The sequence below is a fragment of the Bacillus sp. H1a genome (genome assembly GCF_000633475.1).
Taxonomy (GTDB): domain Bacteria; phylum Bacillota; class Bacilli; order Bacillales; family Bacillaceae_G; genus Bacillus_A; species Bacillus_A paramycoides.
The window spans coordinates 1-16,451 of sequence record NZ_AYMH01000024.1 but is presented as its reverse complement, the minus strand read 5'-3'; the positions used below and the strand labels follow the sequence as shown (position 1 = coordinate 16,451).

Below are 16,451 nucleotides of genomic sequence, written 5' to 3'. Positions count from 1 at the left end.
CTGATGGGTTGTGCAGAGTTTAAAAAACTGTGGGAGAAATATGAAAAAGGAACGCTCACACATGATGAACAAGAAAAGTTAGAAAGTCATATTGAGACATGTGAAGAATGTGAAGCTCATTTGAGTGAGTTGTTAGCAAAAACAGAGCCAGTTAAGAAAAAGTTACCGCCAAAAGATCTTAAAGTTCCTTTTTGGAAAATTAAGTGGAAACATCGTTTGCAAACGTTTGGTTTTATACTAGCAATTTGTATCGTTATATATATGATCGGCGGGGTATTATCCGCCTTTTATTTTCAAGCTGATAATGACAAAAGGCTAGAAGAAATTAGAGAGGTTCCTTCTCTTGCACTTGAAGCGACCATTCCAAATAGCCGTGTTATGGGGGGCGGAACAAGTGTAGAAGCTTTCTTTCGCACAAATAGCCACTTTGATTTAGTAAAAACCGTCGGTAAAAAAGAAATGCCACTCGGTACAGTAGAAACAAAAAGCTTCTTATCATCTGTAGATGTCACGAACCAAGCTTGGATGAATCCATTCTATCAACCAAAACTATTCTTTGTTCATCCCAAAACAGAGCAAGGCGATTATTTAAAGGAATCTTCAAAAAAAGTATGGGATACACTTACAAAAGTACATGATGGAACCGTTGCAGAAATAGCAATATCTTTTGACAAAGCTTACACTTTAAAAGAATTAGAACCACTTTTATATAGCGTATTTGAAGCACAAGAACTCCCTCCAACTCCTGTATGGTACGCTTTAGAAACAGGAGAAGAGAAAAAAGATGTAGAAAATTTCATCCTACACAGCGGGGAATCTATCGGATTTCCAGAACATATAAGATTCCTTGATAGTGAAACAGACCAGCAGAAAACGCAAGAAGATAAAGTAATCGAAATGATGCGCATTCTTTCTACACATAAAAAAACGGTAAGCAAAGTTGCTTCGCTTCAAGAAAACGAACTGAACTTAGATAAACGTTATAAATATGTAAAAGATAACGGCGTAAAAGTATACGGAATTGTCATTACTGGACCGTCGAAAGAGTTATTAAAATTACAAAATTCACCGCACGTACGTTATGCGACTCTTGGAGATATTGAAATTTGGAATTGGTTTGACAATTAATAAAAGAAGTAGCGCATAAAAAACAGTGCGCTACTTCTTTTTTAATTCGAAATCACTTTCACATACATCCCTCTTACCGCTTTTTCATAAGCGATATCGCTCATCTGCCTTATGTTTTCTGATACGACAGACGCCTGAACGATTTTCCCTTCACGAAGTAACGGAGGGTCAATAAGACGCACTTTATTTTTCTGATATAGATCATAATCATTTCTATCTTCTTTTACTTCTACACTCGGATGGACTTTTCTTAATAAAGCATCTACTTCTTGATCTTTACATAGCTTCAATTTCAAAATTAGTTCCTCATCTTCAAGAAGAAAGTCATCTGCATGAATGACCTTTTTATTAAGAGCCAACTTTAAAGTTTTAGCTAACATATCATTTCCATAAATATTAATTGGCTTCATAAAGAAATCGATTACTTCTTTGTAATACGTCTTCGTAAACCATTCTGCGATTTCAATGTTTCGAAGAACCATTTTCCCATTTACTGCGATTAAATCCTTTAAAAAATCTTGAGCTTCTTCTAACGAAATATATCCATATGTATACATATCTCTCAATGTGTAATCCACTCGGTCCGCACATAAATCTGGTGCTGATCTTTCCAGTAAAGTCCACTTTGAATCATCTAATAAAATATCTTCATAGCGATAGCCATGTTTTGAAAGAATCGCCGGAATTTCTGAGTTTTTAACGACAGAGCTAAATATCTCTTCATGATAACTTTCATTTTCGTTATCAAAAACGTAATCAATCACATGAGAAAAAGCAGTATGCGATACATCATGCAGTAAACCGGCAATCTGTTCTTCTACTGAACCACCAAGTTTTTTAATTAACAGCATAACACCAACTGAATGATCAAAACGCGTTACATTCCATTTCTCGTTCATTAAGTAACTTGCTCCGGCCTGATGAATCCCTTTCAGCCTTTGTACAGGTTTACTTAAAATTAATTCTTCTAACACTTGATCTACTTTAAACTCACCGTATAGTACATCTGATATGACCACTTATAATCCCCCTTTTTCAAGCAGAGTCTTCTTATAGTATCTCTTTTTCCAGGGAGAGTAAATATACTATTTTGCAATCCAAATACGAACGTTCTGTTTTAAAAAAATAGAGAGCCATTAGCCCTCTATTAAATACACTTATTCAAACGTAACTTCCACCTGCACAATCTCAGATCTACTTCCAAGTCTGAGCGGTGGTCCCCAAAATCCGAATCCAGAAGAAACAATGGCGTGGAATGCACCTTTTTGTGCGTATCCCCAGTCTAGTTCGTACATTCTTCTCGTTACAATATGATTCGGCGCCATTTGTCCGCGGTGCGTGTGACCGGATAATAGTATATCAACGCCGGCATCCGCTGCCTGCTTTAATTCAAATGGCTGGTGATCCATCGCAATAACAGGAAGCGATAAGTCCACAGTACTCATTAAACTTTCAAAGCTTTGACGATCTCGCTCTGTTTTATCTCTTCTTCCAACGAGATAAAAATTATCTTCAATTGTAATGACTTCATCTAAAAGAATACGAATATCAATCTTATCCATTTCTTGCAAAAATTCCGGAATCGCTCTACCGTAATATTCATGGTTTCCTAACACACCATATACGCCTAATGGAGCTTTCATTTGTTTCATAATGTGTCCCATGTTTTTTTGAATGAACACACCTGGATGATCATCAATAATATCACCAGGCAGTAAAATAATATCTGGCTTCATTTCATTTACATGGTGGACTAGTCTCTTTAAATGAGAAACACCAGATAGTTTACCGAAATGCATATCAGAAGCCATCGCAATGCGTAAACTTTTACGACCCTCTACTTTTTTCGGTATGTGTACATCATACTTTCTTACAACCGGGCTATATGCATTAAATACCCCATATGCGAAGATCAAGACGAACACGAGTAAAACGACCATTCCTGTCCAAATAATTGCTGTTTCTTTCTCCACTGAAAACTGTAATAATAAGACGGCAATATCGGCTAACGGCAATAACATAAGCGCATATTGTATAACCGCAAACCATATCGAACCAATCGTTCGTAGAAATGGAAGAAACTTAAACACTTGCACGAGAATATACGCATATGAGATAAAGCCAACTAAGAAAGCGTAATATCCCCAAGACTCCCAGCCGAATACTGTACTAAGCCAAACCCATCCGTTCCAGCCGATGTAAAACATAAGTAGTGTGTAAACAATTAATATAGTAAATATATTGAAATAACGAAGATTTTTCACAGCCAGCCTCCTTATTGATTTCTTCTATTATATCTTGTTATGCACGTTTAACGTAAATATTAAGCACATCAATCTCCACAATAAAAACCCCTAATTGCTAGATGCAAACCTAACAATTAGAGGTGCAATTCAAAACACAATTACTTTTACAGATTATTGATAAACACATTGTTTTTAAATTTTTAGGGGCCACTGTAATGGGGATTTTAGAATCTTACGTGTTAGAAGAAATTGATAGTGATGTTGAATATGTTGCGACGCAGGTTGGGGAGTTGATGAGGCGGAATATATATTTTTGTTATAACCGTAATAAGGAAAGCCGAACCGCCACTCTATGACGGTTTGGCTTTTATTTAAATCACAAAATCCTCCGGAATAAACACCTTTACTTCTTTCGGATGTACGTATACAGACTCACCCGTTTGAATGTTCAGTTGTCTAAACCGTTCTTTACTAATTTCTGCTTCTAAATATTCCTCTGTTCCCTCTCGTTTTAATTCTATATATACGACAGGGCCAACTACATGAGAATATGTTACTTTCGCCGGGATTGCCTCTACACTTTGCTCCGTACGAGAAATCGATAAATGATGTGGCCTTACATACGCTACTCCGTCTACGTTAGAAACGTGTGTATGCTCTGGTGCTTCTAGTTCTACAGAGCCTAAATCTAGTTTCCCTTTATGAACACGGCCATGAAATAAGTTTACGTTTCCTAAAAAGTCATATACAAACGGGCTTGCTGGATTTTCATACACTTCTTCTGGCGTTCCCATTTGTTCAATTCGTCCTTCATTCATCACAACGATGCGGTCCGCAACGTCTAACGCTTCCTCCTGATCATGCGTTACGAATACGCTCGTAATTTGAAATTCGTCATGTAATTTCCGGAGCCATCTTCGTAATTCTTTCCGTACTTTCGCATCAAGTGCACCAAACGGTTCATCTAGCAATAAAATTTTCGGTTCTACTGCAAGTGCCCGGGCTAATGCAATACGTTGGCGTTGTCCGCCAGATAATTGCGCCGGGTAACGTTTTGCAAAGCCATCCATTTTTACAAGCTTTAATAATTCTGTTACCTTTTCTTCTATTGCTTCTGCTGAAGGCCTTACACTTTTCTTCCTTACTTTTAAACCGAAAGCGACATTTTCAAACACATTCATATGTTTAAAAAGCGCATAGTGCTGGAAGACAAAACCGACTTGCCGGTTTTTCACGTGAATGTCTGTTAAATCTTCCCCATCAAATGAAATAGAACCTCCATCCGCTTCTTCTAGCCCTGCAATAATTCGTAATAACGTCGTTTTTCCAGAACCTGACGGGCCTAATAAGGCAACAAGTTCTCCTTTTGGAATATCTAAACGAATGTCTTTTAACGCTTGAAATGTACCATATTGTTTTGATACGCCGTGAATTTGAATACTCATCGCAATCCCCCCTTATTGTCGTTTTTCCATTCGCCATTCGATCCAGTTTTTTATAACGAGCGTAAGAACTGCGATGAATGACATTAAAGTTGCCACAGCGAATGCAGCTGAAAATTGATATTCATTGTATAAAATTTCAATATGAAGCGGCATCGTATTTGTAACACCGCGTACGTGACCAGACACAACGGATACAGCTCCGAACTCACCAATGGCGCGGGCATTACATAAAATCATGCCGTACAAAAGACCCCATTTTATATTCGGAAGCGTAACACGCCAAAACATTTTCCATCCGCTTGCACCAAGCGACAGAGCTGCCTCTTCTTCACTTTTCCCTTGTGCTTGCATAACCGGGATTAATTCACGTGCAACGAACGGGAACGTTACGAATATCGTTGCAATGATAATGCCTGGGACAGAGAAAATAAGTTTCACACCATGTTCCAATAGCCATCCGCCAAAAGCGGCTCTCGGTGTGAAAAGCAAAACGAACACTAATCCTGCGATAACTGGTGACACTGCAAACGGCAGTTCAATAAGTGATAATAATAACTGCTTTCCTTTAAACTGAAACTTCGTAATAAGCCATGCTGCTGCTATTCCAAATATCGTGTTAAGCGGTACAACGATTAACGCAACGAGAAGCGTTAATCGAATCGCCGAAAATGCTTCTTGATCTGTTACGGCAGCAATGTATACATCAATTCCCCGTTCAAAAGCTTTCATAAAAATTGTCACGAGCGGCAGTAGTAGAAAGAGAGATAAAAATAAAATTGTTATCGTAATTAATAGAATTGGTACAAATTTAGATTCTTTTTTAACTGACACGCTTTTTACTATTTTCTTTTCTAATAATGTTGGTTCCATTTTCTCCCCTCCTATTCATTTCTCAGTTCATGCCTTCTACTCCAAGTTTGAATCATATTAATAAGGAGAAGGAAAAGAAGAGAAATGATAAGCATCACAGCTGCTACTGCTGTTGCCCCTGCATAATCATATTGTTCTAGTTTCGTCATAATCATCAGCGGTGCAATTTCTGTCTTCATCGGCATATTACCTGCGATGAAAACGACGGATCCATATTCCCCTAACGCCCGTGCAAAAGCGAGAGAAAAGCCAGCAAGCAGAGCCGGAAATATTTCTGGTAAAATGATTTTCACAAATATTTGAAGGCGTGACGCCCCTAAACTAGAAGCTGCTTCTTCTACTTCTTTATCAATACTTTGCAGCACTGGTTGCACCATTCGGACGACAAATGGTAAGCCGATAAACGTAAGTGCAACAATAATTCCGAGCGGCGTAAAAGCTACTTTTATATGAAACACACTAAATATTTTTCCGATCCAACCATTTTCCGCATAAAGCGTCGTCAGTGTAATACCAGCTACAGCAGTCGGAAGAGCGAATGGTAAATCAATTAATCCATCTAACAATCGTTTCCCTGGAAATGTGTAGCGAACGAGTACCCATGCAATTAATAAACCGAAAATAGCATTTACAACCGCTGCTACAAGTGAAGTCGTTAAACTCACTTGATAGGAATGCAACACGCGCTCGCTCGTTACAACTTGTGCGAACTTCTTCCAACCTAGCTGTGAAGTTTGAATAAATACGATAGAAAGTGGTATAAGTACGAATAAACTCATATATAACATTGTAAATCCAAGAGATAATCCAAACCCCGGTAAAACACGCTTCTTCTTCCTCACAATCCTTCACCTCATCCCCCCTTATTTTTTATAAATTTGATCGAATACGCCTCCATCATTAAAATGCTTTTCTTGCGCTTTTCTCCAGCCACCAAACAGTTCATCTACTGTAAATAATTGAACTTTTGGAAATTGTGATGCGTACTTTTCCGCTACTTTTTCATTACGAGGGCGATAAAAGTTTTTCGCTGCAATTTCTTGCCCTTTTTCTGAATACAAATATTCAAGATACCCTTCTGCTACTTTTTTCGTTCCTTTTTTATCAACTACTTTATCTACAACTGCTACTGGCGGCTCCGCAAGTATACTAATCGACGGCGTTACAATTTCGAATTTATCTTTTCCAAGTTCTTTTTGTGATAATAATGCTTCATTCTCCCAAGCAATTAACACATCACCAATTCCTTTTTCAACGAAAGTTGTCGTTGCCCCGCGTGCCCCTGAATCTAGTACTTCTACGTTTTTATAAATTTGACCGACAAACTCTTTCGCTTTATCTTCACTATTGTTATACTTCTTCAGTGCGTATCCCCACGCCCCTAAATAGTTCCAACGTGCTCCTCCAGATGTTTTTGGATTCGGTGTAATGACAGACACACCTTTTTTCGTTAAATCATCCCAATCTTTAATCCCTTTTGGATTTCCTTTTCGAACGAGAAATACAATTGTCGATGTGTAAGGAGTTGAATTATCTGCAAGTCGCTTCTGCCAATCTTCTGCTAACTGTTTTTTCTTACTAATTGCGTCAATATCATAAGCGAGTGCTAGCGTTACAACATCTGCTTCTAACCCGTCAATAACAGAACGTGCCTGGCTTCCAGATCCGCCGTGTGATTGTTTTACATTCACTGTTTGCCCATGTTTCTCTTTCCAATACTTCGCAAAGTCTTTATTGAAATCTTGATATAACTCACGCGTTGGATCATATGAAACATTTAAAAGTTCAACTGTCTTCTTATCTGCACTTCCTTCAGAATTGTTAGTGGATGTTGCCGATCCACACCCCGACAAAAGGACAAATGCTGATAATAAAACACCTGTACTTTTCATTAATGCTGTCTTGCTCCACTGTTTCATATATAAAGCCCCCTTAGTTTGTACAATAGAAAAAGGCACACAATTCATTCACAAAAGTGAACGTTGTGCGCCTTCAGTTTCTCTGATTAGCTTCTATTGTATTCTATTTGATTTCTTTCCATTTTAATTCTGTAATTCGCATGTGTCAACTTGGAATTTAAATTTATTATATAAGAAACGCCATACACGCTAAAAATCAGCGGGAATGGAGTCCCACTGATTTTAGTTTCGATTTATTTCTTTAACTTATCTGTCTTCGCAATAAATTGAGCTGCTTCTGCACGGCTTACCGATTTATCTGGAGCCCATCCATTATCTGTTCCAACTGAAACATTTTCTTGGATTAAAATATTCGCATACTTCGTGCCCCAATGATCTTTTAAATCAGCAAACTCTTTTATACGGACTTATAGCTTAGCCAATTCTAAAAAACAAAAAGATATCCATCTCTATAACATACAGTCATAGAGATGGATATCTTTATTTTTATACTTGCAATGCTTTCTCTCTCAAAGCTCTTCTTAACAACTTACCAGTTGTATTCTTCGGCAGCTCTGTTAAAAACTCGATGCTCTTTGGTACTTTATATTTCGCTAAATGTAACGTACAGTAATGCATAAGTTCCTCTTCTGTTACGTTCGTTTGCTTCAGAACGACGTAAGCTCGTACCGCTTCTCCTAAGTTTTCGTCAGGAACGCCGATTACGACAACTTCAGCTACTGAATCATGGCCATATAACACTTCCTCTACCTCACGAGGATATACGTTATAACCGCCAACGAGGACGATATCTTTTTTACGATCAACGATATAGAAGTAACCTTCTTCATCCATTTTCGCTAAGTCCCCTGTATAAAGCCAGCCGTCTCTAAGTGTCGCCGCTGTATCTTCTGGTGCATTATAATATCCCTTCATAACGTTAGGCCCGCGAACAATTAACTCACCAACTTCACCGACAGGTACTTCTTCACCAAGTTCATTCACAATTTTATTTTCTACATGCCAAATATTTGTACCAATTGATCCTGGTTTACGAGGACGATCTAACGGGTTAAAACAAGTAACAGGTGATGCTTCTGATAAACCGTATCCTTCTGAAACGATAACGTTAAAACGTTTTTCAAAGTTTTTCAGAAGCGCAACAGGCATAGATGCACCACCTGAAATACAAAGACGAAGCGTCTTCACATCTTCTGCACTTGCTTCTTCAAATAAAAACAAGTAATTATACATTGTCGGTACACCCGCAAAAATCGTCGGCCCATACGTACGACAAATGCGAAATACTTCTTTCGGACTAAACTTTGGTAACATTAAAATGGTCGCACCATTCACAATTGGCGCATTTACCGCAACAGTTAAACAGAACACATGGAACATCGGCAGTGCCGCAACGATGCGATCATCCGCAGTATATTGTAAATATGACGCAACATCGTTAGCGTTACTATATAAATTTTTATGCGTTAGCATAGCACCTTTTGGCTTTCCAGTTGTACCTGAAGTGTATAAAATAACGGCTACATCTTCTTCATCTAGTTCAGGACCTTCGTATTGTAAATCTCCAGCCCCCACAAAACTAGTAAACGTTTTCATTTTTTCCGTTTCTGTATGAGTAAAATCTGATGAGGTTTCGCATATGATGATATTCTCAAGTGAAGGAAGTCTTGTTGTAAGAGATTGTATAACAGGTAGAAGGACGTCGAGTACGATGATTGTTTTTACATCTCCATTTTGTAAAATATAATGCATTTCATCTGCTGTATAAATTGGATTAATCGGAATGACAGTTGCGCCAGCTTTCATCGTTCCGTATAAGCCTACTAAAAAATGTGGCGAATTGCCAACAGCTAATGCGACATTGTCCCCTTTTCCAATGCCCATTTTAGCTAAATTGCTAGAAAACCTTGTGACCACTTTGTTTAATTGGTCATACGAGACCGACTGATCCATAAATATATAAGCCGGTTTATCCCCCTTCTTTTTTGCCGTTTCAGCCAAAGATTGAACGAGATTCACATAAATCCCACCTTTATAAAATTTAGAATATTTAAAAATTCTAAATTAATTATATTAAAAGAAAATTAAAGTAGCAAGTGATATTCCATTAACTGAATATACAATGGCTACTTTTCCCAGAACACTTTGGAAGGATAAGGGAATTATCTATACAAGAAAAGGATGTAAGCATATAGTTAAGCTATTGCTGAAATCATTTTAGGATAATATGCACTCGCTTTTTCAGATATATCGACCGTAACTCAATTTTTATTAGCGATTTCTTAAATATATCGATTTACCGACAAAAGACGACGATCTATACAAAAAGAAAGAGGCTGTCTTTTATGACAGCCCCTTCACTTTTAGAAGAATAAATGTAAAAAATCTTCTGTTGTTATATTACCGAAATAGCGTGCGATATCTACACCTTCTAAAGCTACAGCGAATGCATCTTTATCAAATTGTATGCCTGTTAAACGTTCTTCAATATCATGAACATCTAGTGAGCCAAAGAAATCGCCGTAAATTTTACATTCTGTTACTGTTCCTTTTTTTACTTCAAGACGAACGTCAACTTGTCCAACTGGGAAACGGTGTGAATGTTGCAAGTTGAACTTCGGAGATTTTCCGTAGTTCCAATCCCAATTGCGATAACGCTCTTCAGAAATTTTATGAATTTCTTTCCAATCAGCTTCTGTTAATTCGTACGTTGGAATTTCTGTTTCACCTTCGAAAATTGTCTCTAATAGAAGTTGTCTAAACTCTTCTGTCGTCATTTTTTCGTTTAAGAACTCTGTAATATTCGCAACGCGGCTACGGATTGATTTAATTCCTTTTGATTGAATCTTATCCATCTTCACTTTGAGTGCTGATACGACGTGATCGATTTCAGAGTCAAATAGTAACGTACCGTGACTAAACATACGACCTTTCGTTGAGAACTGCGCGTTACCTGAAATTTTTCTGCCTTCAGCTAGAATGTCGTTACGACCACTTAGCTCTGCATTTACACCTAATTTACCAAGCGCCTTCGTTACAGGTTCTGTGAATTTCTTGAAGTTGCTGAAACTATCTCCATCATCTTTCGTAATAAAGCTGAAGTTTAAGTTTCCTAAATCGTGATATACTGCACCTCCGCCTGATAGACGACGAACGACGTGAATGCCTTTTTCTTTTACGTAATCAGCATTAATTTCTTCCACTGTATTTTGATTTTTACCAATGATAATGGAAGGTTCGTTAATATAGAACAGTAAATATGTTTCGTTAATATCTAAATTCTTCACACAATATTCTTCAATAGCTAAATTTATAGTAGGATCTGTAATCCCTTTATTATCAATAAATAACATCGTATCACCTCATGAATTCCAAACGTAACCACTATGTGCAAGCGTAATGTGGCCACTGAAAATTTGTTTTGCTTCTGTTACTAAATCAGATGGATTGCCAGTATGCGGCAAGTGCGTTAATAAAAGTTCTTTTACATTCGCATCTTTTGCAATACTTCCTACTTCTGTACTATTCATATGCCCTGCTTTCGCAGCTTCTTGATGCGCATACATATTACACTCACAAATGAAAAGATCAGCATCTTTTGTGAACGGAATAAATTCAGGAATATAACTTGAATCAGCGCTGTATACAACGACATCATCGCCAGCCGTAATACGCATCGCAAAACATGTAACAGGATGAACAGTTTTTAAGAATGAAATGGAGAATGGTCCAATTTGAAGTGTTTCTTCTGGATTGTATGCGATTCCTTTCGTATGCGGTGCATGCGTTAAAGAATTAAATCCATTCTCATCAAACAGATGACCGTAAATTGGTAATTCCGGTAATTGTCCTTTCGTTGCACTCGTAATTAATCTCGCATATTGCAACACCCCAATGTCTGCAACATGATCGTGATGATAGTGCGACAGTACAACTGCATCTATATCAGATGGTGTTATATATTTTTGAAGCTGTGCTAGTACACCACTACCACAGTCAACGAGTAAACGAAAACCATCGTGTTCAAACAAATACCCCGACGTTGCTTCTCCCGCTTCTGGGAAGCCGCCCCAAAAGCCGACAACAGTCATTTTCATATGTATCCATCCTTTCTAAAACCGAGTAGCAATGCAGTTTTTCTCCGTACTTGAGAAAGTTTTTTACTTACATCCTACATTGTTAACTATAATCCATTTCCTAAACTTTTTCATTAATTTTCAATTTTGTTATAAAACAGTTATTGACTTTTATTTTTTGTACTAATACAATGATAGTAAGAAATGGAAATGGAGGGATTGACATGATCGATCAACCAATGGAGTTTTTCAGAAATTTACCAACGAAAACTTGTGCTCATTGCGGGAAGGAAATTGATGAGCAACACGAAGCATACCATAACAAATGTGACGATTGCGTTCACGAAGAATAGTAGTTTATGAACATAAAAAACCTAGCAGACATAGTCTACTAGGCTAATAACATCTTTTCCTTCATCGTTGAACCTTTCACCAAGAGCTCCAGTTCAAACTCATACAATTCTTTTTTTCGATAATTTTTCGTATGGATTTTATCCATCATTAAGTCGACAACTTTTCGGGCCATTTCATCAATTGGCTGTTCAATTGTCGTAATACCTGGCTCTGTAATCTGCGCTAAAATTTGATTATCAAAACCGATAACAGCGAGATCCTCTGGAATGCTCCAGTTATGGCGTTTCGCCTCTGAGATAATTCCAGCTGCAACCTCGTCGCCTCCTGCCAATATCGCGGTAGGATTTTTTTTGTCCTTTAATACTTCATGGAATATTCTTTTTCCATCGTCCCAAGAGAAAGCGTTTTCAAGAAAATCAATCGCTTCCACTTCTCTACTCTTTTCAGTAATAGCGCGTAAAAAGCCCATTTTTCGCTGTTGACTCACTACTTTCGTTTCGTTACCACGGCAAAAAATAAGATTACGATATCCTTGTTCTAACACGTGCTTAGCAGCTATGTATGCTCCTTGCGCATGATCAAATTTCACTGTTGGAACATTTGCTTCCTCAATATATTCATTACATAACACGATTGGACCGTGTTGTAAGTATGGTTCTACATCCTCCCACGGATTTTCTAGTGAACATAGAATAATCCCATCTACTTGTTTCGTAGATAATAATTGTAAATACTCCATCTCTTTTTCCGGTAAATATCTTGTTTGACAAATAATCAGTTTATATTTATGTTCAGAAGCAGCAATCTCGATTGCTTCAATAAATCTACTGAAGAAAGGATTTGTAATCCTTGGAACTAGCACCGCAATTGTTTCCGTTTTTTGTTTACGAAGCCTTCTCGCCGCAGAATTAGGAACGAAGCCTAAATGCTTCATCGCTAATTGAACCCTTTTTTTCTTCTCATCTGAAACATATGGATGATTATTGATCACCCTAGAAACCGTTGTCCTTGATAACCCCGCTAATTTCGCCACGTCCTCGATAGTCGACACGAAATTCTCCCCCTTTGCATGAAAACGTTTTCTTATCCTGATTATATAGTATATTATTGGAAACTGCAATATAGGTTCTTATGATTTTACTATATTAATATTATACATAGGAAAAAGTCTGTTAATTGCAGAAAGATATATACTACTTTTAGAATTTCACAGTACGAATATTTATAAAATAAAGGATGATATTTCATGAATCGGATGGATCGTTTATTAGCTATATTAATTGAACTACAAAGAAAACAAACTGTTACAGCACATAGTTTAGCCGAAAAATTTGAGACAAGTAAAAGAACAATTTATCGAGATATGGACGCACTCAGTGAATCCGGCGTTCCCATTTTTTCAATGCCTGGTCACGGCTATTCCTTAATGGATGGTTATTTCTTACCACCCATTCAGCTTACGCCCGAAGAAGCCGTTACTCTTTTATTAGGCGGTGATTATATTGAGAAAACTTTCACTTCTTCTTTTTCTGTACATGCGCAATCAGCAAAAGAAAAACTTGAGGTTGTCCTCCCTACTGATCAACAAAAGAAAATTGAAGAGCTGAGAGGAGCTTTCCGTTTCCTTTCTCCTATATTTTCACATCAGCAACCTGAGCGAGAAAAACTAGAAAACCTACTTTTCTTATTGCAAGAATCTATTCAGAAAGAGCAAGCTATCTCTTTTTCGTATCTTAAGCCGCGTGAAACTACGAAAATAAAACGAACTGTTCACCCTTATGGCTTAGTCAACATTTCAGGAATTTGGTACATCGTTGCTCATTGTTTACTTCGAAAACAAATACGTAATTTTCGTTTAGATCGAATGAATGAATTGCAACAAGAGCAAGCCTTCTTTACAAAACCTGAAGACTTTTCCTTACAAGACTATCAACCTGAAAACAATCGAACTGTTACGATTCATTTATTATTCCCACCCCATATTGCACATAAAATTATTGAATCACGGTACTTTTTTATAGATTCATACGAACATCGAGATAATAGTTTTCATGTCTTTTTGAAATCAAGAAATATAGATGAAGTCTTTCAATGGATATTAAGCTGGGGGAGCCAAGTGCAAGTACTAGAGCCAAAAATTCTTTCTGAAAAAATACGTGATGAAGCAAAAAAAATGTTAAAACTTTAATTTTTTCATTTTACTACTGACATAATGTTGTCAGCATCCCTCCTTTATAGTAAGTATCAACAAATACATTTTCATAAAAAGGAGCTAACAATATGAACAAATTTGAGGATTTAGCGACGTATTACATAGAGGAATTAGAAAAGTACTCTCTCGAACAATTTAGAATGAAACCTTCTACAGAAGAGTGGTCTCTTGGTCAAATGTATAATCATTTACTTTCGGCTACATATATGCAGTTAGATGCAATCGCGAAATGTAAAACTGAAACGCCATCTGTAACTAACAAAAAAACGGATATGGGTGAAAAGGTATATATAATGGGCGCTTTCCCTGACATACAAATAAAATTACCAGATCATCCGGGATATACACCCGAAAATCCACCTAACAAAGAGGAAGTACAAGAACATTTTCTGGAATTAATTACAGCTGTTAAAAACATTGAGCCAACACTTACTTCTATTCCAAATGATTGTAAAGTAGAGCACCCCGGGCTTGGTTACTTAAATGCGGCAGAATGGTTCCAGCTTATTTCTATGCATTTTGCACATCATCTTCGTCAGAAAGAAAGATTGGAGACAAAAGTTTTAGTGTAAAAAATTATAAAGTGAAACTTTAATCAGTGGGGGGTTTTGTTCATCCCCCACTGATTATTAGCCTTCACCAATCGGGCTTTTACGGACAGTTGATCTCCCACCTAACTTCTTTGCTCCAGCCGAATTTTGAGGTGGGAGTCTTACTGCCCGTTAATGCGGGATAAAAGGTGGTTTGTCCATACCTAAGCCACCTTTTTCATACAAGCGTCTAATTATACTTCCCACATATCTTTACGGTTTAGATATTTCCTGCATCAATCCAGCCATGCTCGCTAATAAGCTAGTAAAAACGAAAAGTACAAGAATAAGAAGAATCAGTTTGTCTTTATTTAAATTAGTTATCGTTTTTAAACCTATCCCTAATAAAACGTAATACCAAATATTAAATATATCTATTCTTTGAGCGATTGTATGTAGAATCATATTATCTGTTGCTATTGCACCTAAACCTGTATAAGATATCTCATATCCACTTAAAAAAAATGCAATTAATCCGTTTAAAATCATCCCTAATTTTAATACAAATGAAGCATAAATAATTATCGGGAATGTTTCTTTATAGTTAATATCAACTCCAAAGAAAATCATAATGTTCTTATAGAATATAGGTGCAAAAAGTATAGCTACGATTCCGCTGACTGCTGAAATTCCAAATGTAGTAAAGAAAGTTATGTATTTTGGGACAGTAAATCCCGTTTTATCATGAAACATACTAAGTGCAGGATTATTTAAAGAATTCCAAGACATTAAGGCACTTGAAATTATAATAAGTACAATTAAAATAGCTAATGGAAAGAATATATTTCTTTGATTCTTCATCCTTTCGAATTGCAGTGTTGGCGAAGTGAATATCCCAAAAATCGATGGTTTTCCCGAAATCTCTTCATGCATAAGACTACTAGCTTGCAAGAAAATTCCCCTTCCTCATTACATTTATAACTCTTCCCACTTCGTCCACACTTCTCTCTCATTTACACGATACATATTATCCTCGCGATCCATAAACCCATGCACGATAAACTCTCGTCTAATTGTACAAAAATCTTCATGATATTGTTTAATGAATGTATTCATTTCTTTCTCTGTATATTGATTCTCTGTATTTAATTTACTAACTAAATGCTCTAATAACACTAACTTTTTCTTTTTTTGACCTGGAATCGATTTTAAACGATCCTCTTTATCAAAAAAGTTACGAATGGTCGTATCTCGAAATTTCATTTCGCTTTCGGTCATTTTGTTACCCTCCATCAGTTTTTATATAATAAAACTTTGCTGTTTTTCTTTATTCTTTCACTTAAAATATCAATAAAGTAATATCCACTAATTAACACATAGTAGAATGTAAGCATTCCAAATATATCTTTCATACTTGTATATTCTTTTTTATTAAACAATATAGGTGATAGGATGAAAACAAGAAAGAAGATCAGTGGATATAAGATAAAATAATACGTAAGATTTCCTTTCATCATATCAACTCCCCTGTAATATGATTCTATCCAAATTATTGTGATTCCTTTCTTTCGTTTAGTCTACACATAAAATATAGTAAAATTAAGGAAAAGATATTCTTTGGAAAGTAATAACAATGCTGCGTAATATTCAAAAGACCATACACCAAATATG

The 16,451-nt window shown here is 36.7% G+C and carries 17 protein-coding genes and 2 pseudogenes; 5 read left to right on the top strand and 14 right to left on the bottom strand.

Annotated features, from left to right (window positions below; all coding sequences use genetic code 11):
• The first annotated feature begins 3 nt into the window (after positions 1-3).
• Positions 4-1,128: an anti sigma factor C-terminal domain-containing protein gene (locus tag U860_RS0112145; RefSeq protein WP_025148738.1), complete on the top strand. Its 1,125-nt coding sequence runs from the start codon at positions 4-6 to the stop codon at positions 1,126-1,128.
• A 41-nt stretch (positions 1,129-1,169) separates the two neighbouring features.
• On the opposite strand, the gene U860_RS0112140 is transcribed toward U860_RS0112145, so the two are convergent.
• Together U860_RS0112140 and U860_RS0112135 are read right to left on the bottom strand one after the other, a co-directional pair.
• Positions 1,170-2,147, bottom strand: coding sequence for an HD domain-containing protein (locus U860_RS0112140; protein WP_025148737.1), 978 nt, complete (start codon positions 2,145-2,147; stop codon positions 1,170-1,172).
• A 138-nt stretch (positions 2,148-2,285) separates the two neighbouring features.
• Positions 2,286-3,392 (bottom strand): metallophosphoesterase, encoded by a 1,107-nt coding sequence (locus U860_RS0112135; RefSeq protein ID WP_025148736.1) that lies wholly within the window; start codon positions 3,390-3,392, stop codon positions 2,286-2,288.
• 155 nt (positions 3,393-3,547) lie between these two features.
• Here U860_RS0112135 and U860_RS35060 point away from each other — a divergent pair.
• Positions 3,548-3,730: pseudogene (locus U860_RS35060) on the top strand (hypothetical protein); the annotation flags it as partial.
• Between the two features lie 15 nt (positions 3,731-3,745).
• On the opposite strand, the gene U860_RS0112125 reads toward U860_RS35060, so the two are convergent.
• From U860_RS0112125 to U860_RS0112095, 8 genes and pseudogenes are all read right to left on the bottom strand, one after another.
• A complete protein-coding gene (locus U860_RS0112125; RefSeq protein ID WP_002170752.1) occupies positions 3,746-4,819 on the bottom strand; it encodes a sulfate/molybdate ABC transporter ATP-binding protein in 1,074 nt (357 codons plus the stop codon).
• 12 nt (positions 4,820-4,831) lie between these two features.
• On the bottom strand, positions 4,832-5,689 hold the full coding sequence (gene cysW, locus U860_RS0112120; RefSeq protein ID WP_025148734.1) for a sulfate ABC transporter permease subunit CysW: 858 nt from the start codon (positions 5,687-5,689) through the stop codon (positions 4,832-4,834).
• 11 nt (positions 5,690-5,700) lie between these two features.
• On the bottom strand, positions 5,701-6,531 hold the full coding sequence (cysT, locus tag U860_RS0112115; RefSeq protein WP_025148733.1) for a sulfate ABC transporter permease subunit CysT: 831 nt from the start codon (positions 6,529-6,531) through the stop codon (positions 5,701-5,703).
• Positions 6,532-6,552: 21 nt separating this feature from the next.
• Positions 6,553-7,608: a sulfate ABC transporter substrate-binding protein gene (locus tag U860_RS0112110; protein ID WP_025148732.1), complete on the bottom strand. Its 1,056-nt coding sequence runs from the start codon at positions 7,606-7,608 to the stop codon at positions 6,553-6,555.
• Positions 7,609-7,841: 233 nt separating this feature from the next.
• Positions 7,842-8,006: pseudogene (locus tag U860_RS33165) on the bottom strand (S-layer homology domain-containing protein); the annotation flags it as partial.
• A gap of 88 nt (positions 8,007-8,094) precedes the next feature.
• Entirely contained in the window at positions 8,095-9,627 is a 1,533-nt protein-coding gene (locus U860_RS0112105; protein WP_025148731.1) for a fatty acid--CoA ligase family protein, read from the bottom strand.
• Positions 9,628-9,971: 344 nt separating this feature from the next.
• A complete protein-coding gene (locus tag U860_RS0112100; protein ID WP_025148730.1) occupies positions 9,972-10,961 on the bottom strand; it encodes a lipoate--protein ligase in 990 nt (329 codons plus the stop codon).
• A gap of 9 nt (positions 10,962-10,970) precedes the next feature.
• Positions 10,971-11,705, bottom strand: a complete 735-nt coding sequence (locus U860_RS0112095) for an MBL fold metallo-hydrolase (protein WP_025148729.1) — start codon at positions 11,703-11,705, stop codon at positions 10,971-10,973.
• A gap of 203 nt (positions 11,706-11,908) precedes the next feature.
• Between U860_RS0112095 and yhfH the strand changes: the two genes are divergently transcribed.
• Complete coding sequence (gene yhfH, locus U860_RS31440; protein ID WP_000567010.1) at positions 11,909-12,037, top strand: protein YhfH; 129 nt, start codon at positions 11,909-11,911, stop codon at positions 12,035-12,037.
• 38 nt (positions 12,038-12,075) lie between these two features.
• On the opposite strand, the gene U860_RS0112085 is transcribed toward yhfH, so the two are convergent.
• Positions 12,076-13,089, bottom strand: coding sequence for a LacI family DNA-binding transcriptional regulator (locus U860_RS0112085; protein WP_025148728.1), 1,014 nt, complete (start codon positions 13,087-13,089; stop codon positions 12,076-12,078).
• Between the two features lie 195 nt (positions 13,090-13,284).
• On the opposite strand from U860_RS0112085, the gene U860_RS0112080 reads away from it, so the two are divergent.
• On the top strand, positions 13,285-14,226 hold the full coding sequence (locus U860_RS0112080) for a YafY family protein (protein WP_025148727.1): 942 nt from the start codon (positions 13,285-13,287) through the stop codon (positions 14,224-14,226).
• Between the two features lie 92 nt (positions 14,227-14,318).
• Entirely contained in the window at positions 14,319-14,822 is a 504-nt protein-coding gene (locus U860_RS0112075; protein ID WP_025148726.1) for a DinB family protein, read from the top strand.
• A gap of 231 nt (positions 14,823-15,053) precedes the next feature.
• On the opposite strand, the gene U860_RS0112070 is transcribed toward U860_RS0112075, so the two are convergent.
• The 3 genes from U860_RS0112070 to U860_RS0112060 are packed head-to-tail and all read right to left on the bottom strand — an operon-like array spanning position 15,054 to position 16,297.
• Entirely contained in the window at positions 15,054-15,731 is a 678-nt protein-coding gene (locus U860_RS0112070; protein WP_025148725.1) for a Yip1 family protein, read from the bottom strand.
• Positions 15,732-15,755: 24 nt separating this feature from the next.
• Complete coding sequence (locus U860_RS0112065) at positions 15,756-16,058, bottom strand: DUF2087 domain-containing protein (RefSeq protein WP_025148724.1); 303 nt, start codon at positions 16,056-16,058, stop codon at positions 15,756-15,758.
• 14 nt (positions 16,059-16,072) lie between these two features.
• Complete coding sequence (locus U860_RS0112060; RefSeq protein ID WP_025148723.1) at positions 16,073-16,297, bottom strand: hypothetical protein; 225 nt, start codon at positions 16,295-16,297, stop codon at positions 16,073-16,075.
• Positions 16,298-16,451: the final 154 nt, after the last annotated feature.